We start from the raw sequence: 25,640 nt of genomic DNA on the forward strand, positions 1-25,640 counted from the left end.
AAAATGAAGAATAATAAAAAGAAAACAACTCATTCCTCAAGTTTTGGCCGTCTTTGGTCCTACTTGCAGGCTTATCGTTTGCCACTTTACTTAGCTATTTTCCTGAAAATTGTTAGTGTCATCATGAGTGTTCTCGAACCTGTGGTGATTGGATTAGCCATTACGGAACTGACTAAAAATACACTGGACATGTTCAAGGGTGTGGAAGGTGCCCATATCAACGTTTCCTATGTTGGTGTGGTTCTGGTCTTTTATCTCTTGCGTGGTCTCATCTATGAGTTGGCTTCTTACTATTCCAACTATTTTATGACCAATGCCGTGCAGGCAACAGTTCAGGATATGCGTAATGAGATGACTGAGAAAATCAATCGTACCTCAGTCTCATACTTTGACAAGCATCAATTTGGGGACCTCTTGGGACGCTTTACCAGTGACGTCGAGACAGTTTCGAATGCCTTGCAGCAGTCCTTTTTGCAGGTAGTTAATGCGGTCTTTACTTTGGCCTTGGTTATCGGGACAGTGCTTTACCTTAATCTTCAATTGGGAGCTATAGTTGTCATCACCATTCCCATTACTTTCTTTGGTGCTCGCTTTATCATGAGTAAGTCTCAGCCCTATTTTAAGCAGCAGGCTGATGCTCTAGGTGCCCTTAACGGTTTTGTTCAAGAAAATCTGACTGGTTTCAACGTGCTTAAGCTCTTTGGTCGTGAGGACAGATCCTTAGATGACTTTAAAGAAATCACGGAAGACCTTCAGAAGGTAGGGTTTAAGGCCAATTTCATTTCAGGACTCATGATGCCTGTCCTTAATGGTTTGTCTGATTTGACCTATCTGATTGTTGCTGTTCTTGGTGGTTTGCAAGTTTTAGCTGGTCGTCTGACGATTGGTAATATGCAGGCCTTTGTTCAGTATGTTTGGCAGATTAACCAACCCATTCAGAACTTGACTCAGTTGGCTGGACAATTGCAGAGTGCTAAATCTTCTTTGGACCGTATTTTCCAACTGATGGATGAACCAGACGAGGCCAATGATGCCACTGAGGTGCTTGAAGGAGATTTGACTGGCCAAGTTAGTTTTAAGCATGTGGACTTCCAGTATGTGGCCGATAAACCTCTGATTCGTGACTTTAATCTTGAAGTCAATCCTGGTGAAATGGTCGCCATTGTCGGCCCAACTGGTGCCGGAAAATCAACCATTATCAACCTCCTCATGCGTTTTTATGATGTGACGGCTGGTTCTATCTCGGTGGATGGTCATGATATTCGTCACTTGTCACGTCAAGACTATCGTAAACAATTTGGTATGGTGCTTCAGGATGCTTGGCTCTTTGAAGGAACTATCAAGGAAAATCTTCGCTTTGGTAATCTTGAGACGACTGACGAAGAAATCGTTGAAGCCGCTAAGGCTGCCAATGTGGACCATTTTATCCGTACCTTGCCTGGTGGTTACAACATGGAAATGAACCAGGAATCAAGCAATATTTCACTGGGACAAAAGCAGCTTTTGACCATTGCCCGTGCGCTTTTGGCTGATCCAAAAATCTTGATTTTGGACGAGGCAACTTCATCAGTTGATACCCGTCTGGAACTCTTGATTCAAAAGGCCATGAAGACCCTTATGCAAGGTCGAACAAGCTTTGTCATCGCTCACCGTTTATCAACTATTCAAGAAGCAGACAAGATTTTGGTCCTTAAAGATGGTCAAATCATCGAACAAGGGAACCATGAATCCCTCCTTGCAGATAAAGGTTTCTATTACGATTTGTATAATAGCCAGTTTGCGGAGAAATAAACAGAAAATGCCCCCAGTTTTAACTGGTGGGCATTTTGTTTACTTTTTATGTTTTAAACTTCTGATAAATTGGATTTCTTCTTCGGTAAGATCCTTCTTAACAAATGGATTACCAAAGTTTTTTCCAGTCATCATGAAAATGTCGTATTTAGTTTCATAAATATCAGTAATGTCTTCATAATTAAGAGTTAATGTCCCTCTCTTTGTGGTGACGGTAACATGGTCTTCTTCAAAGGTAAAAGTCGACTCAAGATCCTGCATTAGAGGATTCTTGTTATAGGTCCGATTCATTTTCATGTTAATCAAGTAATACATAGCAACCAAAAATAGAGATGCTAAGAAAATACCGTAAATTGGTAGACCATTTGCAACACAGTATATCAGAATCAGAATAGGCATAATAATCAGATAAGCCATTGCAAATTTATGTTGTCTAAAAATTTTCCAAGAAAATCTAAGGTAAAGGTCCCTAGTCATTGTGCTTTTAATTGTGAATGGTAACATTTTTCCCTCCTTACCAAGCATTATAACATAGGAAAAATGTAAATGAAAATAAGGTTAAGAATGCTGTTACATTTTTAACCTTATTCTTTTTAATATTTATTTCTCAGCACGTCGTGTGACGAACATGGCATCTCCGAAACTGAAGAAGCGGTAGCGTTCTTGGACGGCGTGTTTGTAGGCATCGAGGACAAATTCACGGCCAGCAAAGGCTGAAACCAACATGACCAGAGTTGATTTTGGAAGGTGGAAGTTGGTTGAAAAGGCGTCTACGACTGTGAATTGGTAGCCTGGTTTGATAAAGATATTGGTCCATCCTGAGTCGGCTTGGAGTTTGCCATCGTATTTATTGCCGATTGTTTCCAGTGTTCGGATAGAGGTTGTTCCAACAGCAACAATGCGACCTCCAGCGGCTTTGACACTATTGAGGGTATCGGCAGCGTCTTGGCTGAGGGTGTAAAACTCTGAGTGCATTTCATGTTCGTCAACATTCTCAACAGAAACAGGTCGGAAGGTTCCCAGCCCAACGTGGAGGGTGAGGTAGACCAATTTTACGCCTTTAGATTCAATCTTTTGAAGCAATTCAGGTGTGAAATGGAGACCAGCTGTTGGTGCAGCGGCAGAGCCATTTTCCTTGGCATAGACCGTTTGGTAACGGTCACGGTCTTCTAATTTTTCATGGATATAAGGTGGCAATGGCATCTCGCCCAAACTTTCCAAGACCTCAAGGAAGATACCGTCGTAGCTAAATTCTACGATTCGACCACCGTGATCTAGTTCCTCAGTGACAGTGGCAGTCAAACGGCCATCACCAAAACTGACCTTAGCACCTACTTTAAGGCGTTTGGCTGGTTTGGCCAAAACTTCCCATTGATCCCCTTGGGTATTTTTCAAAAGGAGAAATTCCACATGACCGTGTGTATCAGGCTTTTCACCATAGAGACGGGCTGGAAGCACGCGCGTATTGTTCATGACCAAGGCATCTCCAGGGTTAAGCTGGTCGATGATGTGGTCGAAGTGGGTGTCAGTCATTTCCTTGGTTACAGGGTCAATGACCAAGAGTTTAGAGGCATCACGTTGCTTCAAGGGTGTTTGGGCAATTAGTTCCTCTGGCAGTTCAAAATCAAAATCGTTTGTATTCATTTCTTTCCTCGTTTAAAAATGTTCAGCCTTTTTATTATAGCACGATATAGGGCGACCGTCATTAAAGGAGTCGAGTGAAAGCGCTTGACAAAAAGGTTAAAAAAAGAGATAATAAAGAAAATGGTATATACCAATATCGAGGTGAATAGAATGAAAAAGATTTTAGTTAAGAATCAAGTTGAGGGAGGCCAAGTTGCCTTTGAACTTCTTAAAGAGAGCCTTGCAGCGGGTGCTCAGACATTGGGCTTGGCGACAGGAAGTTCCCCTATCGCCCTTTACCAAGAGATGGTTGAAAGCAATGTGGATTTTTCAGAGCTTTACAGCGTCAATTTGGATGAGTACGTCGGACTAGCACCAGACCATGAGCAGAGCTATCATGCCTTTATGAAGGCTCAACTCTTTGATGCTAAGCCATTTAAGGAGAGCTTCTTGCCTGACGGCATGGCTGAGGACTTGGAGCAGGCGGCTAAGGATTACGATGATGTCTTGGCACACCATGCTATTGACCTGCAAATCCTAGGAATCGGAAGTAATGGGCATATTGGTTTTAATGAGCCAGGTACGCCTTTTGATAGTCAAACCCATGTGGTCGACTTGACTGACAGCACCATTGAAGCCAATAGCCGTTTCTTTGTCAGTCGTGATCAAGTCCCTACGAAGGCTATTTCGATGGGAATTGCTTCTATTATGGCTGCTAAGAAGATTATCTTGTTTGCCTATGGCGACAAGAAGGCAGATGCCATTTTCAAGATGGCCAAGGGTCCTGTGACAGAGGAAGTACCAGCTAGTGTTTTGCAAAATCATCCAGATGTGACTCTTATCTTGGATGAGGCAGCTGCTGCAAAATTGTAGGATAATACATGAGTCGAGCAGATGCGAGTTAGGTAATCAGAAAGTTATAGAAAAAAACAGGTTGAGCTAGTGCTACTCAACCTGTTTATTAATGAATAAATATAATATAGATTTTGACCTCAAATATTTACGTTACCTAATTATTACTCATTTTTCATCAATTACCTAAAGTTCTTTAGTCGGAATAGTCCCTATTTTTATTGGTAATAAAATCTCTATTTGATATTGTCCATCTTTTATAAAGCGTTTGATTTTACCTTGATATTCTTGAACAAGAGCATCAATATTTCGCAACCCCCAGCCATCTTTTTGACGGGATTTACGAGTAGATTTTTCTTTCTCATCAAAATTATTTCTAATATTGATAAAAATATTTTGTTGAAAGTATCGGATATTAAGTGATAAGCTTCTTTCCTTATTTGGTAGTCTGAGACAAGCTGCAATACTATTGTCTAGGCAGTTTCCTAATATAACAGCTAAAATATCTGGTTGAATAGATAATTCTTGTGGTACAAAGCAATCAATTTCCATTTCTATCTCATCTTTTAAATGATGTAGTTTTTGATTAAGTAAAAAATTAATAGTTTGATTTTTAGAGTAGAAAGTTTGTTCACCTACTATACTATCTGTTAGTGAATAAAGATAATCTTTTGCCTCTTCAGGATTTTTCTCTAAAAGCGATAAAAGAGTCAAATGTTTATTTTTTAAGTCATGCCGAAGGCTTTGGAGACGTTGATACTCTTCTTGAGATTGTTGTATTTCTCGAACTTGGAACTGTAGTTGTTCTTTTTCCAATTGGTTTTGGTAATATTGCTGCTGTTGACGAGCAAGGTACAGATTAAAATAAAGAGAGGAGAGCGTCAATACAATGAGAGATGAGAGAGAAATGATTGACAGGTAATCTGCTCCAAATACCCCTCCTTGAATGGCAGATATTGTAAAAGCAAAGAAAATAGATAAAAGAGGCACGATAAACTGATAAAGCCAGTTTCCCTTAGAAGTAGCAATACGAAGCTTTTGATGGGATAGGAGAAGCTTTCGTAAAATAAGAGTTATTCCTGTAGATAAGATGAAACTTATTCCGAGATACAAACTAATGGCTTCTAAATTTTTTGATAGTTCCCCTAAAGGTAAAATTAGTTGGATTCCTTGGTTTAGGACAGCCCCTGCTAACAAACTTAGACTAGTTTGTAAAAGAATCCAGAAGGAAGACTGGCGAATAGGATAATCAAAATTGAGGCCGATTAGATAGTATTCTAAAATGTTTAGAAGGAGATTACTGACCAAAAAAATACGACTTTCAGAGAATAGGAACACGAGTTCCCCATGAAAAATCAATATGAAAAAAAGGGCTACTAAAGGCTTCTTTTTCATATTGATTTTAGACAATGGTCTATAAAATAACATACTTGCTAGAAATAAATCGTACAAGATACTGATTATTCGTAATCCTACTAACATTAAAAATGCCTTTCACTTAGATAGCTGTAATACTTTTCTTTAAAAGAAAACTGAAACTTTCTACTAATTGGGAGTAGGTGTTCTTCAGTCCCATTTAGTAAAATAGTAACTGTTTTTGAGTCAAAGTCTTTGATGTATTTGGGGTTTAAAATATAGGAAGCATGAATTTGAATAAAATAATTAGGGAGTTTTTCCAAAATCTCTTTTGTTTTTAGTAGAGACTTGTAGGTACCTGTCTTTGTGTATATAAATACTGAACATTTATCTTTCTCAAAAAATACAATATCGCTTGAAGGAACAGAGTAATTGTGTTTACCAAATGAGAAGGTGAAAAGTGCTTGGCCTATATCCAAAAAACGCAAAATACGATCCAATACTTTCGTTAACTTTTGAGGTTCTATCGGTTTTACGATATAGTCAAAAGTCTGAACTTCGAAGACTTGCTCCATATAATCACGGTAACTTGTCACAAAAATAATAGGAATGAAAGGATTAAATTTTCTAATCTTCTGTGCTATGTCAATTCCATTGATTCCTGGCATATTAATATCCAAAAAGACACAGTGGATGTCTGGCGTTAGCTGATTTAACAGTTTTTGTGGATTTGTATAAAGTTTTGTTTCTAGAGGAAATTTATCATAAGAAAGTAAATAATGTTCTAATTGACTAGCATCTCTATCAGAGTCATCACAAATAGCAACTTTTAACATTGAAAACCTCCTCACTCATTTCTGTATGTTAATTATAACGTTAAATTGGTCAATTATGACATAATCATAAGACTCTCTTAAGGTTATTATACAATAACCCTATCAAAAATGAAGTATGCTGGAAAATCTTTACAATACGGAGAAATAAAATTATGACTTTTGAGCCGCTCACCATTGAAAATCTAACAAAATCATTTGATAAACAACATTTTGCTAATAACCATATCTTTTTAGAGCTAGAAGCTGCAAAAATCACAGCTCTTATAGGACATAATGGTGCTGGTAAATCAACTCTTTTAAAGCAAATGATTGGTTTTATTAAGCCTGATCAGGGAGATGTTCACTACGGAGATATTTCTTTTATACATAACCGTAAACAAGCTCGAACAATGATGAGTTATATGTCACAACAGTATGCACCACTTGAAAAGTTAACTGTTGAGCAAAATTTAGAGATGATTGGAAGAATGAGAGGGTTAAGTACCTCAGAACTCCAAAAAGAAATTGAGCACCTTCTAGCAGATCTGGAAATAGAAGAATACCGTGATAAACAAGGGAAGAATCTTTCAGGAGGCTTAAAACGGCTTACATCTTTTGCCATGGCATTAATTGGCTCTGCTGATATCATGCTTCTTGACGAACCAACCAACGATGTTGATCCTGTACGTCGTGAAAAACAGTGGCAATTGTTACAAAAACTGGCTTATAAAGGACACACTATTATCATTGTTACCCACAATCTACTAGAAGTTGAAAAATATGCGGATAATTTTGCTCTTTTTAACCATGGTAAATTATTAAAATCTGGTCCAGTACACCAAATGTCTTATAAAAATCATTATCTAATTTCTTTCAATTTTGTTAGTAAAGAATTTGTAAGTCTATTCGAACATTTTACGATAGTCAATGGTTGTGTTTGCCAGATGGAAATTGAGGAAAGTGAATTAACCCGAATACTCATTCAAGTTAAGGAAGGTCTAGAAAAAGGGCTTATTTCAAACCTTTCAGTTAAGATGAAAACATTATCTATTTCCGATCTTTATAAAGAGGAGCTTGTTAACTGATATGACTCAATTTTTTTACTTACTTCGTTGGAACTATCTTCGACAAAAAAATCTATTCATTCTATTCACACTAGCTCAAGTGCTTTTGTCCGTTTCACTTCTTTTTGGGTATCCGTTGGTAATTGGTAAGATGGACACAACAACTGCTTACTATCTTGCCTCTGGATCAGTTTTAATGGGGGTCATTTCTATTGGCTGTACGATTTCATCTCCTGTTATAGCCAATGCCAAGTCAGAAGGTCATGTGGACTATATTCGAGCTTTACCTATTCCTAGAATTCTAATTTCTTTAGCTGACCTATGTATATGGTTAATTGCTATTTTACCAGGTGTATTCTTCTCTTTTTTATTAGGCTGTCTCCGCTTTTCTGTCCAATTAAATTTGTCAATTTTGTCTGTTTTTGTGATGTTGCTTATTTGCCTAACAATGATTAGTCTAGGATTCTCAATTGCTTATATTTTTCCCAAAATATTGTCACGCTAATGTCTCAGCTTATTTTAATGATTGGTCTTATGTTTTCACCAATCATGTACCCGGCAGGTCGTCTTCCAGATTGGTTAGATCAACTTTATTTTCTACTTCCATTTGTCCCTTCTGCGAATCTTCTTAGAGCTAGCTTTTATAGACATGGAACTGTTTCGCTTGTAGATATAGGAGTTCTTATTTTCTGGATTTTTCTGACACAACTGCTTATCTTAGGGACACTACAGAAAGAGTTGTAATACTATCTTATGGAAAACAATCTTACGAAACTCAGGTTGAGGCATTTGGCACTCAGCCTTTTTCTTCTGTGAAAATGTGCTTCCAAACAAATCAATTGCCTAGTCCTCTTTGATAGCGCTATAATAGTTAAGTTGACTTTGACTATCAAACAACAGATATAGATATTTCATAAAGAAAGAGGACATACAATGGCAAAACCTATTCGAGTATTGCTTTATTATAAATACCTTCCCATCGAAAACGCTGAGCAATTTGCGGCTGATCACTTGGCTTTCTGTAAGTCAATCGGCCTCAAAGGACGTATCTTGGTCGCTGACGAGGGGATTAATGGAACGGTTTCTGGTGACTATAAAACCACTCAAAAATACATGGACTACGTTCACAGCCTTCCAGGGATGGAGGACCTTTGGTTCAAAATTGATGAGGAAGAAGAGCAAGCCTTTAAGAAGATGTTTGTTCGTTACAAGAAGGAAATCGTCCACCTTGGTTTAGAGGATGATAACTTTGACAGCGACATTAATCCACTTGAAACTACAGGTGCTTACTTGTCACCAAAAGAGTTTAAAGATGCTCTTTTAGATGAGGACACTGTTGTCCTTGATACACGTAACGACTATGAGTATGACCTTGGTCACTTCCGTGGAGCCATTCGTCCAGACATTCGCAACTTCCGTGAATTGCCACAATGGGTCCGCGACCATAAAGAAGAGTTCATGGACAAGCGCGTGGTTGTGTACTGTACTGGTGGTGTCCGCTGTGAGAAATTCTCAGGGTGGATGGTCCGTGAAGGCTACAAAGATGTTGGCCAATTGCATGGTGGTATTGCGACTTACGGAAAAGATCCAGAGGTTCAAGGGGAGCTTTGGGATGGTAAGATGTATGTCTTTGACGAGCGTATTGCCGTTGACATTAACCATGTAGATCCTGTCGTTGTCGGTAAGGATTGGTTCGATGGCACGCCTTGTGAACGCTATGTCAACTGCGGTAACCCATTCTGTAACCGTCGTATCCTTGCTTCAGAGGAAAATGAAGACAAATACCTCCGTGGCTGCTCACACGAATGTCGTGTTCACCCACGAAACCGTTATGTCTCTGAAAATGATTTGAGCCAAGAGGAAGTTGTCGAACGCCTTGCGGCTATTGGTGAGAGTTTGGATGTAACACCTGCTTAGGTTAAATGAGTTAAGAAGCTGAGAGAAATCTTGGCTTTTTCAAGCTTCTTATTTGTAATCATTCTAAATAACTGTTAAAATACTATTTAGAATAATTCTAAATAAGGAGTAATAAATTTGGAAGATAAGAATTTTGCAGAACGTTTAAATATTTTGAGAGCTGGTGTCTTGGGTGCCAATGATGGTATCATTTCCATTGCGGGAGTGGTTATCGGTGTGGCCAGTGCGACATCAAACATTTGGTTTATCTTGATTTCAGCCTTGTCAGCGATTTTTGCCGGTGCCTTTTCAATGGCAGGTGGCGAATATGTCAGTGTGTCAACGCAAAAAGATACCGAAGAAGCTGCCATCGCTAAGGAACAAGCTCTCTTGGATCGTTCACCTGATGCAGCTAGAGAGAGTTTGTATCAAACCTTCCTCAGTCAGGGGGATTGCGAAACAGCAGCAGAAGTCAAGGTCAATCAAGCCTTTAGTAAAAATCCTATCAAGGTCTTGGTTGAAGAAAAATATGGCGTTGATTTAGAAGAAATCACAAATCCATGGCATGCTGCCGTATCTAGTTTCTTTGCTTTTTCAGTGGGTTCTTTGCCACCAACATTAGCTATCCTGCTTTTCCCTGAGCCTTACCGTATCCCTGTAACGGTGGTTGTGGTTGCACTTACCTTGCTCTTGACTGGTTATGTTAGTGCCAAGCTTGGAAAAGCACCTGTTAAACAGGCGATGTTGCGTAACTTGACAGTAGGTCTCTTGACCATGCTCGTGACCTTTGCAGTAGGTCATATCTTCCCTGTGAATGTGTAACGGTTAACAAGATGATAAGTCTACCTTTTGTAGGTAGGCTTTTTTAGTCTACAAGACTGGACTTATCCATGGTACAATAGGGCTATGCGTTTAGATAAATTATTAGGACAGGCTGGCTATGGTTCTCGCAATCAGGTCAAGAAGCTCATTCGTAGTCGGCAAGTCTATGTGGATGGTGTCTTGGCTGAACGGGATAATCTTAATGTGGATGCTAGTCTCCAGACCATCACAGTTTCTGGAAAGGAACTGGAACATTCGCCAGAAGTTTACTATCTCATGAATAAGCCATCAGGAGTGGTATCAGCTCGAAGAGACAAGGAACACCAAACGGTCATTGATTTGATTAAGCCTGAGGATCAGCGAGAAGGGCTTTATCCTGTAGGGCGTTTGGATAGAGATACAGAAGGTCTGGTGCTGATTACCAACAATGGACCCTTGGGCTTTGTCCTGCTTCACCCACGTTATCATGTGGCTAAGACGTATTATGTTGAGGTCAATGATGTTCTTGGGCCTGATGCACCTACATTTTTTGAGTCAGGTGTTGTCTTTGAGGATGGTACTGTTTGTAAACCGGCTCAGCTGAAAATTCTGAGTTCAGCTAGTGACAAGAGTTGTGCTCAAATCACGATTTCAGAAGGCAAGTTTCATCAAGTGAAAAAGATGTTCTTGGCTTATGGGGTCAAGGTGACCTACCTCAAACGTATTTCCTTTGGAGATTTTGTCTTGGACGAAAAGTTACCAAGGGGAAGCTATCGTCCATTGACCGAGGAGGAAAAGAGCATCTTAAAAAAGTATTTAAACTGAGCCATTTTAGTTTTTGGTTATTTGGGTTATGTTACGGTGGAAGTGCTAGCTATAAGTAATAGTTATGGTATCCCATAAGTAATTTTAACTATTCATTTGGTCAATACAGTGGTATGATAGAAGTAATTTAATCGGCAAGCTTAGTTAACGCAACTTCATGTACTGTTTTAGGACAGTGAAAGAGGGAGGTCTATTATGACAGATGTATTTTACGAGGATTTAGCAAAGACACGTCAGCAAATTCATCAACATCCAGAAGTTTCTGAAGATGAACACGAGACAACCATTTTTTTGAAAGGGTATTTGAGAAAATTAGGTATTGAACCTTTAAATTATCCTTTAAAGACAGGACTGATTGCTGAAATTGGGTCAGGCCATCCGATTATTGCTTTACGTGCTGATATCGATGCGCTTCCAATTCAGGAAAATACTGGACTTTCTTATGCCAGTGAAAATGGAGCCATGCACGCATGTGGTCATGATTTTCACCAAACCTCTCTCCTTGGAGCAGCACAGATTTTAAAAGAAAGAGAAGCGGAGCTGAAAGGGACAGTTCGCTTGATTTTCCAACCAGCTGAGGAAAATTTCCAAGGGGCTTACCAGATTATTGAAGTGGGTGGTATTGACGGTGTGTCAGCTATCATCGGTTATCACAACAATCCTCACTTGAAACCGGGACAGATTGGTCTTCGTTCAGGTGCGATTATGGCAGGTGTGGAGCAGTTTAGGGTTGACGTCAAGGGTGTTTCTTCGCATGCGGCTCGCCCTGATTTGGGTGTGGATACAGTTTTGGTTACTACGACCATCATTAACAACTTGCAGCAAATCGTAGCTCGAACGATTTCACCTTTTGACTCAGCTGTTTTGTCAGTTACTCATATCGAAGTTGGCAATACTTGGAATGTTCTGCCAGCATCAGGCTTTTTTGAGGGAACAATTCGTACTTTTGATCCTAAGATTCGTGAGGATGTCATTGCTCGTTTTGAAAAGGTCGTTCAGGCAACAGCAGACCAATTTGGTGCTCAGGCTGAGATTGTTTGGGGCAATTCTCCCTTTGTGACTTACAATGATTTGACGCTTACACCTCTCATCTTTGAAAATTCTAAGGCTTTCGCAGAAGTGATTGAAACCTTGCCATCAACAGGTGGCGAAGATTTTGCGACCTATCAGAAGGCAATCCCAGGTGTTTTTGCCTTCATTGGTTCTAATGGTGACGATGATGCTGCCGACTGGCACCATGATGATTTCCTTGTGAAAGACGAAGCCTTACCTGCAGCTGTTAATTACTATGTGGAAAACGCCCTCTTCCTACTTGATTATTTTAAGGATAACCACTAATCCTTGGAGGGTATACCATTGAAGCGTCCAGCCGGTTGGTTGGACGCTATTCTTGTTTCATGATGAATTTGGTGATGAGAAAGTGAGATTTCCTTTTTCTTGCTTTTTCTTTTGTTTTTCGATAAAATGAAAGCGTTATCATTTTAAAAATAAGTTAGGAAGTGGTCAAGTATTTTATAGGAATCCTTTGCCTTATGACTTCCAAGTAAGGAGAAAATATGTTAATTGGTATCCCAAAAGAAATCAAAAATAATGAAAATCGTGTGGCGCTAACACCTGCTGGTGTCCAAAGTCTTGTGGCTAAGGGACATGTCGTGTTAATCGAAACAAATGCAGGCCTTGGCTCTGGTTTTGCGGATGCAGATTATGCCAATCAAGGTGCTAAAATCGTTGCAACTGCTGCAGAAGCATGGGCAGCAGAACTGGTTGTTAAAGTTAAGGAGCCACTTGCTGAAGAATATGGCTTCCTTCGTGAAGATCTTTTACTCTTTACCTACTTGCACATGGCAGCAGCTCCGGGTTTGGCAGATGCAATGGTTAATGCCAAGACAACAGGTGTGGCCTATGAAACGGTTCGTGACCAAGAAGGCCACTTGCCACTTTTGGTTCCAATGAGTGAAGTTGCAGGACGCATGGCTGTACAAATTGGTGCCCACTTCTTGACTAAGCAAGAGGGTGGTTCTGGTGTGCTTCTAGGAGGAGTGCCTGGTGTTCCTAAAGGTAAGGTTACCATTATCGGAGGTGGTGTCGTAGGGACACATGCAGCCCGTATTGCGCTTGGACTCGGAGCCCAAGTAACGATTCTTGATATTAGCGCCAAACGTTTGTCGGTCCTTGAAGATGTTTTTGGTAGTCAAATTCAAACACTGATGTCAAATCCTTTCAATATCGAATCTAGTGTCCGTGATGCTGATGTGGTTATCGGTGCAGTTCTTATTCCGGGTGCTAAAGCGCCTAAACTGGTTACTGACCAAATGGTTAAACAGATGCATCCTGGTTCTGTTATTGTGGATGTAGCGGTTGACCAAGGTGGGGTTATTGAAACAGCGGATCGTGTAACGACTCATGATGAACCAGTTTATGAAAAATACGGTGTCCTTCACTATGCCGTTGCCAATATTCCAGGAGCCGTGGCACGTACATCAACCATTGCCCTTACCAACGTTACCCTTTCTTATATTGAAGCTCTGGCAGGACTAGGCTTCAAACAGGCAATTCAAAATGATGAAGGTCTTCGTCAAGGTGTAACAACCTACCAAGGACACATCACTAGCCAACCAGTTGCCGAAGGATTAAACAGAAACTACACGTCAATTGACGAATTGCTATAAGGATCAATCTATCCTAATAACAGAGGAGCCACGCCATGATTTGGTGTGACTCCTTTTTGATATTCAGTGTTTTACCGTTTGATATGGCTATAGCTACTAAGCTTGATAATGGTAGAATGACTCCTAATGATAGTCTTGTTTTATGGTATAATGAGTAAGTAAATACTATAGTAATGACTACTAAAAATGCTTATTGTTTCTTGCTTTGGCATGCAACTTATTAGGAGGTTTTTATCATGGCTAATCATATTCGTGTTATGGTGTCGATTGTTATGGCTCAGCTGATTGTCCTTTATCTAGGACTTCAGATGGCTCTACCATTTACTAAGGTTCTAACTACGGTAGGTGTGGTTGCTTTTCTCGAGATTGTTTATCATGTGGTGATAGCTCGTAAGATTGGAGCAAACATTTCATTCAGAGTGTTTTGGCAAACGTTTAAAAAGGTCTTTCGAAAAAATGCTGCCTTTTTAATTCTATTAGGGGTTGCACCGATTTTCTTCAAAAGTGAAGACTTCATGGCTTTCATCACCCGGCAGCTTTTCTTTGTTGTCTTGGTGAGTGATGTCATCATGGCTTCAAATGACATGCCATTATCTCGATAAGACCTAAAACCTAGACATTTCAATGAAAGGCTGTAGATAATGTTTACCATTCAAAGAAATCATTTGTCGGACCAAGGTGTAGATTATGTCACTTTTGGTAAGGGAGACAAAAATCTCATTATCATTACGGGATTAAGTTTGCAACGTTTAAGTGATCTGTCCAATCTTGCCACTTACGCCTTGTTTTATCAATATGCTAAGGAGTACAAGGTCTATATTTTTGATAGAAGGGACCATATCGAAGAAGACATTACTATTGAGAATATGGCTGATGACCTCTATCATTCTCTGGAAAAATTGCATATTACTAATACCTCTATCATAGGTATATCACAGGGGGGGATGATTGCTCAGCTATTTGCTATCAAGTATCCTCAAAAGGTGAAAAAGCTAGTATTAGCGCTGACACTCTCTCGTAATAATACCATCAGTAGAGAAACCGTTGGAGGGTGGATAGAGATGGCAGAAAATGGAGAAATGGACCAGCTCAATAAGGATTTCATGAGTAAATCATTTTCGTCACCTGTTTTAAAGAAATTATATGTGATTAACAGATTATTTTTGAAGTCTGTAAGTACAGAAAAACGCCATCGATTTGTTTGTTTAGCCAAGTCAATTCTAGCCTTTGATTGCTATAGTTCGCTTGATAAAATTACTTGTCCGACCCTTGTTCTGGGAGCCAAATACGATTTAGTTCTGGGTGTGGATGGCGCCAGGGAGCTGGCAAATGGCATTCCAAACGCTTCTTATTATGAATTTGACAAATTGGGGCATGCGGCTTATATTGAAAGCAGACGCTTCAACAAAGTTTTATTAGAATTCCTGCAATAAATCACTCAGAAAACTCATTTTTAAAGAGTCTTTATATCTCCAGTGATATAAGATATTAAAGCGGTTATGGCAAAAGCTGTAGCCTTTTTATTTTCCAGTTCAGATATGTGCAGTCTGAAAAATTAAATGATAGAATGGCAATAGATAGGAGGATACAGAAATGTTGAACTATGATTTGATTGTTATCGGTTTCGGTAAAGCCGGTAAGACTCTGGCTACTAAGATGAATGCAGCTGGTAAGAAAGTTGCTGTTATCGAGCGCAGCAAAGCCATGTATGGTGGTACTTGCATTAATATTGCGTGTATCCCAACCAAGACTATGATTGTTGCGGCCGAAAAGGGCTGGTCATTTGACGATACTATGAAAGAACGTGGTGCGGTGACTGGTCGTCTTAACGCTAAGAATTATAAAATGTTGGCCGATAATGGCGTTGATGTCATTGATGCAGAGGCACATTTCGTGTCAAATAAGGTTATTGAAGTAGTGGCAGGTGATGACCTCCAAGAGCTTACAGCTGAGACTATTGTCATCAATACAGGTGCTGTGTCTAATGTTTTGCCTATTCCTGGCTTGACAACAGCTGAGCATGTCTACGATTCAACTGGTATTCAAACCCTTGAAGCCTTGCCTAAACGTTTAGGTGTCCTAGGTGGTGGTAATATCGGTCTTGAATTTGCTGGCCTTTATAACCGTTTGGGAAGCCAAGTGACTGTCTTGGATGCAGCGACTAGCTTCTTGCCACGTGTAGAGCCATCTATTGCTAAGTTGGCCAAGGAATACATGGAAGAGGATGGTATTGTCTTCGAACAAGGTGTTAAAACATCTGAAGTTAAGAATGACGGTGATGAAGTTGTCGTTGTTACTGATAAAGGAGACTTCCGTTTTGATGCGCTCCTTTATGCGACAGGACGCAAGCCTAATATTGAACCTCTTCACTTGGAAAACACAGATATTGTCTTGACTGAGCGTGGTGGTATCCAGGTTAATAAGCATTTGGAAACAAGTGTTCCGGGTGTCTTTGCAGTGGGTGATGTCAATGGTGGCCTTCAGTTCACTTATATTTCATTAGATGATTTCCGTATTGTCTTTAATTACCTTACAGGCGATGGCAGTTATAACCTTGAAACACGTGGAGCTGTTCCAACCGCTATGTTCCTCAACCCACCTTTGGCACAGGTTGGTCTTACTGAAGACCAAGCCAGAGCAGCAGGTGGACCAGTTGCTGTCAAGGAACTTCCAGTTGCTGGCATGCCTCGTGGTCATGTAAACGGTGATTTGCGTGGTGCCTTCAAAGCTGTGGTAAATCCTGAAACTAAGGAAATTTTGGGAGTGACCCTCTTTGGTCAAGAGTCTCATGAAATTATCAATCTAATTACCCTAGCGATGAACCATCACATTCCATATACAGATTTGGCTAAACAAATCTTTACTCACCCAACTATGGCTGAGAACCTAAATGATTTGTTTGCGATTTAACATGAAAAGAGCCGAGAAGCTCTTTTTTTATGTAGAAGAAAAGTTTTTTTAAGGCTTTCCTTAGGTGAGTACGGTCATCAGCGACCTTCTTCGAAGTTCCATGACTAATTTTTGAGCCCCTTCACTTTTTAATTTCTAGGCTCAGGCTAAAACAGTTCCCCGAACTGTTTTACTCTCAAAAATTCCGAGTTTCTGAAACTATTAAGTTTCAGGAACTTTTCTCACAGCGGAAAGTCTTGTAAAAAAGTAAATCTCAAATCATAGTTTAATCTATTCGATAAATTCTATAGAAATGTTTGGCCAGACTGTGTTCCAATTTTTCTTTTTTACCCTCTCGTTATAGACCGTTTGTCTTTCTTTATTTGAAAAGTAATGTGGTGTGGGTGAGACTCTGAAGTTAACTAAATCGTCTATTCCAAGAGGAATAAAAACCTCTAGTTTCTGATTGTCATTTAGTCTAGCGGCTATGGCAGTACATTTTTCGGGAAATTTTAAGACAGCATCTGTAGAGCTAATATACTTTTCAGTATTAGGGCTATGTATATTCATATAATACTGATTTTTTATTTCCCAATTGTATTCAGGATATCTTCTCTTTATTTGATTTTCTATTTCAACAGTTTGTTCATATGATATGTTTTTATCAAAGAAAATGACATCGATATCTGAGAAATTGATATTTGAAGATGTATTTCCGGTGCTTAAGTAGTCCCAAATATAATTGCGTATAGTTCCAGCACAAAGCCAACAGTCATTAAGTTGAAAAGAGTGGATAATCTTTAATAGTGCCATTAGTTCGTAGTTCTGTTTAATTAGTTTTTTGACATCAATCATTTTAAAACCTCATTGGTATTGTACTAGTTTAAGATAGAAATATCAAAATAAGACCAGATCTCTAATACACAGCGACACTCTAGGTTAGATGTCGCTTTTTTTGCGCTTTGATGATAAGATAGAAGTGCTATAAGAAAATTCTTTAGATTGGTGCTCTTTGTCTGCATTGAATGCTTGATAGACCTTGAGTCACCACTAAAAACCGTATGAAAAACGTAGAAAGACACTCGCTTGCCAGTTGGTCTGTGAGTGTGTGTAACTTATGACTAAGAAAGTAGGAGTGGGCAAGGCCCACAGTAAGATTATTTTGATGGGGGAGCACTCGGTCGTTTATGGTCATCCTGCCCTTGCTCTCCCTCTCAAGGACATTGAGGTTGTCTGTCAGATTCAGGCGGCTGATACTCCTTTGACGCTCAAGGCTCAGGATCCCTTGACGACAGCGATTTTTTCAGCGCTTAATTATCTGGAAATCAAGAATCAGCCTATCAGCTATGCTATTAAGTCTAGCGTCCCTGAAAAGCGTGGCATGGGATCGTCTGCAGCGGTTGCCATTGCAGCGATTCGTGCGGTTTTTGATTATTTTGAACAGGAGCTTAGCCGAGAGACCTTGGAAATGCTGGTCCATCAGGCGGAGACCATTGCCCACAGTAAGCCCAGCGGTTTAGATGCCAAGACTTGTCTGAGTGACCGAGCTATCAGCTTTACCCGTAATATTGGCTTCAAGGAAATCGAGGTTGATCTAGGTGCCTATCTAGTTATCGCAGACACGGGCATTCATGGAAACACCCGTGAGGCCGTGGAAAAGGTTGAGGCTATTGGACTAGATGCCTTATCAGACCTAAATCAGCTAGGCGAATTAAGTCAGAGGGCGGAAGGAGCCCTCAAGGCCAAGGATCAAGAGCTTCTTGGGCAGCTTATGTCGCAAGCTCATAATCACCTTAAATCTTTAGGTGTGTCCTGCGATTTGTCTGACCTGCTCATAGCGACTGCTCTGGAACAGGGTGCGCTCGGGGCCAAGATGTCAGGCGGAGGACTGGGTGGCTGTATTATTGCCCTGACAAGTACTAAGAATCAAGCCCAAACGATTGCTAAAAAACTTCAAGAAAAAGGAGCGGTAAACACGTGGATAGAAAGCCTGTAAGCGTCAAATCGTACGCAAATATTGCTATTGTCAAATACTGGGGTAAGGCGGATGCCAAGCGAATGATTCCTTCAACTAGTAGTATTTCACTGACTTTGGAAAATATGTATACGGAAACCAAGTTGTCTTTTCTGCCTGAGGATGCGACCAGTGATGTTATGTATATCGATGACGAGCTCCAAGGGGAAAAAGAAACAACCAAGGCCAGCAAGGTTTTAGATCTCTTCCGTACTAATCCAAACCAACATGTCAAGATTGAAACTTGGAACAATATGCCAACAGCTGCGGGTCTATCATCAAGTTCCTCAGGACTTTCTGCCCTAGTTAAGGCAGCCAACGAGCTCTTTCAAGTCGGAAAAACGCAGTCTGAATTAGCGCAAATTGCCAAGTTTGCTTCAGGATCATCATCACGTTCTTTCTTTGGACCATTGGCAGCCTGGGACAAGGATAGTGGTGAGGTTTACCAAGTTGAAACAGACCTCAAATTGGCCATGATTATGCTAGTTTTAACAGACCAAAAGAAACCCGTATCAAGCCGAGACGGTATGAAATTGTGTACCGAAACATCGACCTCCTTCCCAGAGTGGATTAAACAGTCTGAGCTAGATTACAAGGATATGTTGGCTTATCTCAAAGCAAATGATTTCCAAGCGGTCGGCGAGCTTACTGAAGCCAATGCCCTTCGTATGCACCAAACCACAAGTACGGCCAACCCTCCATTTTCATACCTAACTGAAGCCTCATACCAGGCTATGGATAAGGTTAAGGCCCTCCGTGCCTCTGGTGAGCAGTGTTATTTCACGATGGATGCAGGGCCAAATGTTAAGGTGCTTTGTCTGGAAGAAGACCTGGACCGCCTAGCAGACCATTTCCGTAAGGATTATCAGGTCATTGTTTCACGCACCAAGGAGTTGCCAGATGCCTAAGCCCTCAGTCAATCAGGTCACAGTAAAAACAGGTGGAAAGCTCTACATTGCTGGAGAATATTCAGTCTTAACACCTGGTCAAACGGCCCTAATCCAATTTATTCCCATTTTCATGTCAGCAGAGGTCAAGGAAGCACAAACTACCCAGTTGTCCTCAGACATGTTTGACTATAGTGTTAGTCGTGAGCCAGACGCAAATTATGATCTCATTCAAGAGGCCTTGAATACTTTTGAGGCATATTGTGGTGAGAAGTTGCCTAGTCTGGACCTTTCCATCACAGGAAAGTTGGAACGAGATGGGGTTAAATTTGGTATCGGTTCTTCGGGTTCTGTTGTGGTATTGACCCTCAAGGCCTTGGCAGCAGCCCTTCAGAAAGACTTATCTAAAGACATTCTCTTTAAATTAGCTAGCTACACCCTTCTCAAGCAAGGAGATAATGGTTCTATGGGGGACCTAGCTTGTATCGTATACGAGGATTTGGTTGCCTATCGTTCCTTTGACCGTGCAAAAATAGCAGAGCTAATAAATCAAGTGACCTTATCAGAGCTTTTGGAAAAAGACTGGGGCTATCGTATCAGACCTGTAGTACCAGCTCTCAAGGCTCATTTTTTGGTGGGGTGGACCAAGCAAGCTGCTATTTCAAAAGACATGGTTAAGATGGCCAAATCTCGCATATCAAGCCAGTATCTAACTGAAACCGAAGTGGCTGTTCAAGCTGCCATCAAGGCTCTGGAAACAGGAGATAAGACCTTACTTAAGAGCAGCCTCCAAGCTGTCAGTGACCAGTTGGAATCGCTTAGTCCAGATATTTATGTGGACAAGCTGAAAAAACTCAAAGAAGCTGAACAAGGACTCGATGCTATCGCTAAGTCTTCTGGAGCAGGAGGTGGCGACTGTGGTATTGCCTTTGCCTTTGACCAATCTAGCCGAGATGCTCTAGTCGAGCGTTGGCAACAGGAAGGTATAGAGCTTTTGTATGAGGTTTAAGGGTCAGCCTAGTAGATATAATCACGCAAGAAAGTAAAGAAATAACCTATGACAAATCGTAAAGACGATCACATCCGTTATGCCCTCAAGTACCAGTCGCCCTACAATAGTTTTGACGATATGGAACTTATCCACAAGTCCCTACCGACTTATGATTTAGATCAGATTGACTTGTCCACACATTTTGCGGGACGAGATTGGAATTTTCCCTTTTATATCAATGCCATGACAGGTGGTTCTGCTAAAGGTGGTGCAGTTAATCGAAAACTAGCTGAGGTAGCCAGTCGAACGGGTATTCTCATGGTAACGGGTTCCTATAGTGCTGCTCTAAAGGGAGAGGCACCAGAATCCTTTGACTATCGTCAAGAGTTTCCAGACTTAGACCTTGCGACCAATATCGGTGTGGATAAGTCTGTGGACCTGGGCATTAAGACAGTGGAAGCTATGAACCCAGTCTTTTTACAGCTCCATGTTAACCTTATGCAGGAGCTTCTCATGCCTGAGGGAGAGCGTATGTTCCACACTTGGAAGGAAAATGTGGCGGCTTATGCACAGAAAATAGAGGTTCCTCTTGTGCTTAAGGAGGTCGGCTTTGGTATGGATATGGAAACCATTCGTTACGCCATGTCTCAGGGCATCAAAACTGTGGATATCTCAGGTCGAGGTGGGACTAGCTTTGCCTATATTGAAAATAGTCGAGGCGCCAACCGTGATTATCTCAATGACTGGGGACAAAGCACCGTTCAGACCCTCTTGCAAACCCAAGACCTTCGTGAAGATGTGGAAATCTTAGCCTCTGGTGGCGTGCGAAACCCCCTAGATATGGTTAAGTGTCTGGTTCTAGGAGCAAAAGGTGTAGGCCTCTCACGAACAGTCCTTGAATTGGTGGAACGTTACCCTGTGGATAAGGTTGTGGCTATCGTTAATGGCTGGAAGGACGACCTTCGTCTCATCATGTGTGCCCTCGATTGTCGGACTATTGATGAGCTCAAATCTGTGGATTACATCCTCCACGGTAAGTTACAAGGGACTTATGTCAGACAAGAGAAGTAGGAAAGAGCCAAGTGCTCTTTTTTAATTTTTAAAGATGGTAAAACAATTTCTCTAGGCGATGATATTATGGAGACATCATTTTAACACCGGTAAAGGATAATAATGACATTCTTGATTTGACTTGTTTCTAGCGAGCAAAGCGAGCATTTAACGAGATTTTCCGCTGTGAGAAAGTTCTAGAAATACTTGTATTTCTAGAACTCGGAATTTTTGAGAGTAAAACAGTTTGGGGAACTGTTTTAGCCTGAGCCCAGAAATTAAAAAGTGAAGGGGCTCAAAAATTAGTCATGGAGCTTCGAAGAAGTACGCTGACGTCCGCATTCACGTAAGGAAAGTCTAAAAAAATCCATTTTACAAAAGAATATCTTACAAAAAAGAGCGGAAGCTCTTTTTTTATTACCCACTCAAGCAAAAAGTAACTTTTCCCCTTGACAAGTTACTGCCTTAGGAGTATTATTTTCAGTGAAATACGGTAGGTGAGGCTACCACAAGGATACGGATGACTACCGCAAAGCAGTGGAGACACTATTCGTTGGTCAACAGTCCTGATCGCCAAGGTCAAGACTAAGCTCATTTCATCGCCTTGCGGAGCTAAAGCTTGAACGGTCCATTTTTTGACAGAATCTATTAAAAAATCAACCTCGAGTTTATAGAGTCTTACCTGTATATGGGTAGGACTCTTTTCTTTTATCTGAGGTCCACCCACTATGTAAAAAAATGAAAGGAGAAACCTATGAGACTAATCGACGATCACCCCGAACCGCACCTAACCAGTCAATCGCTGATTAGTGTCTTAGGGACTCCATAAGTGATTGACTCCTGATTAAATAAGGAGATTCCAATGTCAACAAATAAAGAAAGACTTATTGCTGCTCTTCAAGAGCCACTTGAAACAACCCTTACTCGCTACAAGACTCATTTGGATGGCTTGAAGGAAGACCAAGTAGAAGAAAACCGTGACCTTTATGGGGAAAATGTCATAACCAAAGGACAAGAGGATTCTATCATCAAAAAGATTTATGAATCTATCATCAATCCCTTTACTGTTATTCTCTTAGTCATTGCTCTGGTTTCCTTTATCACCAATGTCTGGCTTGCTAAACCGGGTGAAGAAGACCCAACGACTTCTATCATCATTGTCACTCTAGTTTTGATATCTGGTGGTATCCGTTTTATTCAAGAACTTCGTAGCGACAAGGCTGCCAGTAATTTGTCTCGCATGATTGTCAATACAGCAACAGTACTTCGAGATGGCAGTGAACAAGAAATCCCAATTGATGAAATTGTGGTTGGAGATGTGGTCAAACTAAGTGCGGGAGATATGATTCCGGCTGATGTGGTCTTACTAGATTCTCGTGATTTCTTTGTTCAACAGTCTGGCTTGACAGGTGAAAGCGATGCTGTGGAAAAAGCTTGTCTGGCTAAAGCAGATGGTCAAAATCTAGAGAGCCTGCTTGAAAGTGAGAGCCTTGCTTTCATGGGAACTAATGTTATCTCTGGTCGTGCAACAGCCTTGGTTTTAGTTGTTGGTGATGAAACCATGATGGGAGCAATTGAGCAGACCATCAATACTTATGACGAACCAACTTCATTTGAACGTGAGATGAATTCCATTTCTTGGCTCTTGATTCGACTCATGTTGGTTATGGTTCCTGTTGTTTTTGTGATTAACGGTTTAACAGATGGGGACTGGCTTGAAGCCGGCGTCTTTGCCCTTAGTGTGGGAGTCGGTTTGACCCCAGAAATGTTGCCGATGATTATCACAGCCAGTCTTGCCAAGGGTTCTATCATTATGGCCAAGGAAAAGGTGGTCATCAAAAAGCTTAATGCTATTCAAGACCTAGGGGCTATCGACATCCTTTGTACGGATAAGACAGGAACCCTGACTCAGGATGAAATCGTTCTTGAGTACCCTCTTGATATCCATGGTGACCTTGACCTATCAGTACTTCGGAGAGCCTATCTTAATTCTTATTTCCAAACTGGCTTAAAAAATCTTATGGACCGTGCCATTATTAGCCGAACTGAAAGAGAAGCTAAGAAACATGACATCGTTCGTGACCTTGACCAGACCTTCCACAAGATTGATGAGCTACCTTTTGATTTTGAACGTCGTCGCATGAGTGTCATTGTTAAAGACACTGATGGATTTGTTAGTATGGTGACAAAAGGTGCCCTTGAAGAAATGCTCTCTGTTTCTAACTATGTGGAATACAAGGGAGACATTATCCCATTGACTAACGATGTTCGTGAGGAAGTCCTTACGGAAGTTGCACAGTTGAATGAACAAGGTTTGCGTGTTCTCGGTGTTAGCTACAAATCACAGCTTAATGAAAATGACGTCTTTAGTGTCGAAGATGAAAGTGATATGATTTTGACGGGATATCTTGCCTTCCTTGACCCACCAAAACCATCAGCAGCACCTGCTATCAAGGCTTTGGCGGAATATGGTGTGACCACAAAAATTTTGACTGGAGACAATGATAAGGTGACACAGGCTGTCTGTGAAAAAGTTGGTCTAGATGTGACGCACATTCTACTTGGAAGTGATCTTGATACCATGTCAGATCAAGATTTGGCTAAGGCTGTGGAAACGACAACAGTCTTTGCTAAGTTATCTCCAGACCAAAAGGCACGAATTATCCTAAGCCTTAAGGAAAATGGGCATAAGGTAGGCTATATGGGTGATGGTATCAACGATGCCCCATCCATGAAGGTGTCAGATGTGGGGATTTCTGTGGATACAGCTGTTGATATCGCCAAAGAAACTGCAGATGCTATCTTGCTTGATAAGGATTTAATGGTCTTGGAAAAAGGTTTGGTTGAAGGACGGAAGGTCTATGCTAATATGACTAAATATATCAAGATGACCGTTTCTTCAAATTTCGGGAATATCTTTTCTCTCCTCTTTGCCAGCATTTTCTTACCATTTCTACCAATGGCACCTGTGCATTTGATTGTCCTAAATCTTGTCTATGATATCTCTTGTATCGCCCTTCCATTTGACAATGTGGACAAGGAATTTCTTAAAGAGCCACATATCTGGGAAGCCAAATCAATCATGCGTTTCATGGCTTGGATAGGACCTATTTCGTCCGTATTTGATATTTTGACATATATCTTGCTCTATTTCATCATTGTGCCAATGATTTTGGGGCATGGCTATGTTCATGGTTCACCAGAAGCAGCAGCCTTTATTATTATTTTCCAAACAGGTTGGTTTATCGAATCTATGTGGTCTCAAACCATGGTTATCCACATGTTACGTTCACCAAAACTACCATTTATTCAAAGTCACCCAGCACTATCAGTTGTTGTGACAACCTTATTTGCTGCTTTCTTTGTGACTTCTCTTCCATACAGTCCATTGGCTAGTCTCTTAAAACTCAGCCATCTAAACGGTCTCTATTTCATTCTCTTGTTTATCATCATTACTTTGTATATGCTTAGTGTTACCTTTGTGAAGCATATCTATATTAAGAAATACAAAGAATGGTTATAGGATAACTATACTTAGAAAAAGAGGCTCTTTGTCAACTGTAGTGGGTGACGAAAAGCTAACATCTAGAGAGAACCTGATAGGTTTTCTCTTTTTTTATGTTCAGAGTGATGAAAACACGCTTCCTAAAGTTAATAAAGTTTCTAAAACCGAAGCCCAGACGTTTAATATCTTTGATAAGCTTATTGGTTCCCTCCAATTTTGCATTTGAGTAATGTGTTTCTAGCGCATTTTTGATGTATGGTTTGTGTCTAAGGAAGGTCCTAAAGACAGTTTTGAAGTAATGATTAACCTTGCTTATATTCTCCTCTATGAGCTCAAAAAACTCATCTACCCTCTTCTCCTGAAAGTGAAACAGCAACAGCTGATAGAGGTTATAATAATTAGCGAGTTCTTCTGAGAAATTCAGTGTCTTCCTAACGACTTCATGTGGACTTAAGGTTTGACCAAAGGTCTTCGAGTGAAATGACTTACAAGATAACTTACGGCTGTCCTTTTGGAAGAGTCTCCAGTGATTTTTCAAGGCTCGATAAGGGAGTGACTTCTTATCAAACTGGTTCATAATGGCAATTCTTGTCTTCAAAAAGGCTCGACCAA

22 protein-coding genes, 1 pseudogene and 1 riboswitch are annotated in these 25,640 nt (G+C 40.6%); of the genes and pseudogenes, 17 read left to right on the forward strand and 6 right to left on the reverse strand.

The genetic code is table 11. From position 1 onward, the window contains the following. The first annotated feature begins 3 nt into the window (after positions 1-3). Positions 4-1,791, forward strand: coding sequence for an ABC transporter ATP-binding protein (locus PCY14_RS03000; protein ID WP_301363138.1), 1,788 nt, complete (start codon positions 4-6; stop codon positions 1,789-1,791). A 39-nt stretch (positions 1,792-1,830) separates the two neighbouring features. On the opposite strand, the gene PCY14_RS03005 is transcribed toward PCY14_RS03000, so the two are convergent. Together PCY14_RS03005 and queA are read right to left on the reverse strand one after the other, a co-directional pair. Further along, entirely contained in the window at positions 1,831-2,208 is a 378-nt protein-coding gene (locus tag PCY14_RS03005; RefSeq protein ID WP_301363139.1) for a YcxB family protein, read from the reverse strand. Between the two features lie 183 nt (positions 2,209-2,391). Continuing rightward, on the reverse strand, positions 2,392-3,435 hold the full coding sequence (queA, locus tag PCY14_RS03010; RefSeq protein ID WP_301363140.1) for a tRNA preQ1(34) S-adenosylmethionine ribosyltransferase-isomerase QueA: 1,044 nt from the start codon (positions 3,433-3,435) through the stop codon (positions 2,392-2,394). Between the two features lie 150 nt (positions 3,436-3,585). Between queA and PCY14_RS03015 the strand changes: the two genes are divergently transcribed. Then, positions 3,586-4,287, forward strand: coding sequence for a glucosamine-6-phosphate deaminase (locus tag PCY14_RS03015; protein ID WP_301363141.1), 702 nt, complete (start codon positions 3,586-3,588; stop codon positions 4,285-4,287). A gap of 165 nt (positions 4,288-4,452) precedes the next feature. On the opposite strand, the gene PCY14_RS03020 is transcribed toward PCY14_RS03015, so the two are convergent. Both PCY14_RS03020 and PCY14_RS03025 read right to left on the reverse strand, forming a co-directional pair. Beyond that, a complete protein-coding gene (locus tag PCY14_RS03020) occupies positions 4,453-5,748 on the reverse strand; it encodes a GHKL domain-containing protein (RefSeq protein WP_301363142.1) in 1,296 nt (431 codons plus the stop codon). After that, positions 5,748-6,458 carry a LytTR family DNA-binding domain-containing protein gene (locus PCY14_RS03025; RefSeq protein ID WP_301363143.1) on the reverse strand — a complete coding sequence of 237 codons (711 nt, stop codon included), beginning with the start codon at positions 6,456-6,458 and terminating at the stop codon, positions 5,748-5,750. Before PCY14_RS03025 ends, PCY14_RS03020 begins: the two co-directional genes overlap by 1 nt. A 152-nt stretch (positions 6,459-6,610) precedes the next feature. On the opposite strand from PCY14_RS03025, the gene PCY14_RS03030 reads away from it, so the two are divergent. The 10 genes and pseudogenes from PCY14_RS03030 (at position 6,611) to PCY14_RS03080 (ending at position 16,602) form a co-directional block, all read left to right on the forward strand. Then, the gene (locus PCY14_RS03030; protein WP_301363144.1) at positions 6,611-7,522 is read left to right on the forward strand and encodes an ABC transporter ATP-binding protein; all 912 of its coding nucleotides are present in this window, start codon (positions 6,611-6,613) and stop codon (positions 7,520-7,522) included. 1 nt (position 7,523) lies between these two features. Then, positions 7,524-8,245: pseudogene (locus PCY14_RS03035) on the forward strand (ABC transporter permease). Positions 8,246-8,434: 189 nt separating this feature from the next. Next, positions 8,435-9,418 (forward strand): rhodanese-related sulfurtransferase, encoded by a 984-nt coding sequence (locus PCY14_RS03045; protein WP_301363147.1) that lies wholly within the window; start codon positions 8,435-8,437, stop codon positions 9,416-9,418. Positions 9,419-9,535: 117 nt separating this feature from the next. After that, a complete protein-coding gene (locus tag PCY14_RS03050) occupies positions 9,536-10,219 on the forward strand; it encodes a VIT family protein (RefSeq protein ID WP_008534034.1) in 684 nt (227 codons plus the stop codon). A gap of 84 nt (positions 10,220-10,303) precedes the next feature. Further along, positions 10,304-11,023, forward strand: a complete 720-nt coding sequence (locus tag PCY14_RS03055) for a 16S rRNA pseudouridine(516) synthase (protein ID WP_021152190.1) — start codon at positions 10,304-10,306, stop codon at positions 11,021-11,023. Between the two features lie 195 nt (positions 11,024-11,218). Beyond that, a complete protein-coding gene (locus tag PCY14_RS03060; RefSeq protein ID WP_060933897.1) occupies positions 11,219-12,361 on the forward strand; it encodes an amidohydrolase in 1,143 nt (380 codons plus the stop codon). Positions 12,362-12,579: 218 nt separating this feature from the next. Next, the gene (gene ald, locus PCY14_RS03065; RefSeq protein ID WP_293920143.1) at positions 12,580-13,692 is read left to right on the forward strand and encodes an alanine dehydrogenase; all 1,113 of its coding nucleotides are present in this window, start codon (positions 12,580-12,582) and stop codon (positions 13,690-13,692) included. Between the two features lie 236 nt (positions 13,693-13,928). Further along, positions 13,929-14,294, forward strand: coding sequence for a hypothetical protein (locus tag PCY14_RS03070; protein WP_293931018.1), 366 nt, complete (start codon positions 13,929-13,931; stop codon positions 14,292-14,294). A gap of 39 nt (positions 14,295-14,333) precedes the next feature. Continuing rightward, on the forward strand, positions 14,334-15,125 hold the full coding sequence (locus PCY14_RS03075; protein ID WP_301363148.1) for an alpha/beta hydrolase: 792 nt from the start codon (positions 14,334-14,336) through the stop codon (positions 15,123-15,125). Between the two features lie 160 nt (positions 15,126-15,285). Then, positions 15,286-16,602, forward strand: a complete 1,317-nt coding sequence (locus tag PCY14_RS03080; RefSeq protein ID WP_301363149.1) for an FAD-containing oxidoreductase — start codon at positions 15,286-15,288, stop codon at positions 16,600-16,602. Positions 16,603-16,872: 270 nt separating this feature from the next. Here the strand turns inward: PCY14_RS03080 and PCY14_RS03085 are convergent, their stop codons facing one another. Then, the gene (locus PCY14_RS03085; RefSeq protein ID WP_301363150.1) at positions 16,873-17,436 is read right to left on the reverse strand and encodes a nucleotidyltransferase family protein; all 564 of its coding nucleotides are present in this window, start codon (positions 17,434-17,436) and stop codon (positions 16,873-16,875) included. Positions 17,437-17,698: 262 nt separating this feature from the next. Between PCY14_RS03085 and mvk the strand changes: the two genes are divergently transcribed. From mvk to mgtA, 5 genes are all read left to right on the forward strand, one after another. Beyond that, on the forward strand, positions 17,699-18,577 hold the full coding sequence (gene mvk / locus PCY14_RS03090; RefSeq protein WP_008534042.1) for a mevalonate kinase: 879 nt from the start codon (positions 17,699-17,701) through the stop codon (positions 18,575-18,577). Then, positions 18,559-19,503, forward strand: coding sequence for a diphosphomevalonate decarboxylase (gene mvaD, locus PCY14_RS03095; protein ID WP_021152185.1), 945 nt, complete (start codon positions 18,559-18,561; stop codon positions 19,501-19,503). The genes mvk and mvaD overlap by 19 nt, the downstream gene beginning before the upstream one ends. After that, positions 19,496-20,491: a phosphomevalonate kinase gene (locus tag PCY14_RS03100; RefSeq protein ID WP_293920138.1), complete on the forward strand. Its 996-nt coding sequence runs from the start codon at positions 19,496-19,498 to the stop codon at positions 20,489-20,491. Before mvaD ends, PCY14_RS03100 begins: the two co-directional genes overlap by 8 nt. Positions 20,492-20,539: 48 nt before the next feature. Then, the gene (gene fni / locus PCY14_RS03105; protein ID WP_301363151.1) at positions 20,540-21,544 is read left to right on the forward strand and encodes a type 2 isopentenyl-diphosphate Delta-isomerase; all 1,005 of its coding nucleotides are present in this window, start codon (positions 20,540-20,542) and stop codon (positions 21,542-21,544) included. Between the two features lie 461 nt (positions 21,545-22,005). Next, positions 22,006-22,161, forward strand: a riboswitch (M-box (ykoK) riboswitch). 224 nt (positions 22,162-22,385) lie between these two features. Continuing rightward, positions 22,386-25,046, forward strand: a complete 2,661-nt coding sequence (gene mgtA, locus PCY14_RS03110; protein WP_301363152.1) for a magnesium-translocating P-type ATPase — start codon at positions 22,386-22,388, stop codon at positions 25,044-25,046. A 55-nt stretch (positions 25,047-25,101) separates the two neighbouring features. Here mgtA and PCY14_RS03115 read toward each other — a convergent pair. Beyond that, a partial coding sequence (locus PCY14_RS03115; protein ID WP_301363153.1) for a transposase occupies positions 25,102-25,640 on the reverse strand: 539 nt, incomplete at its 5' end.

Source organism: Streptococcus sp. SV2 (assembly GCF_030440175.1).
GTDB lineage: Bacteria > Bacillota > Bacilli > Lactobacillales > Streptococcaceae > Streptococcus > Streptococcus raffinosi.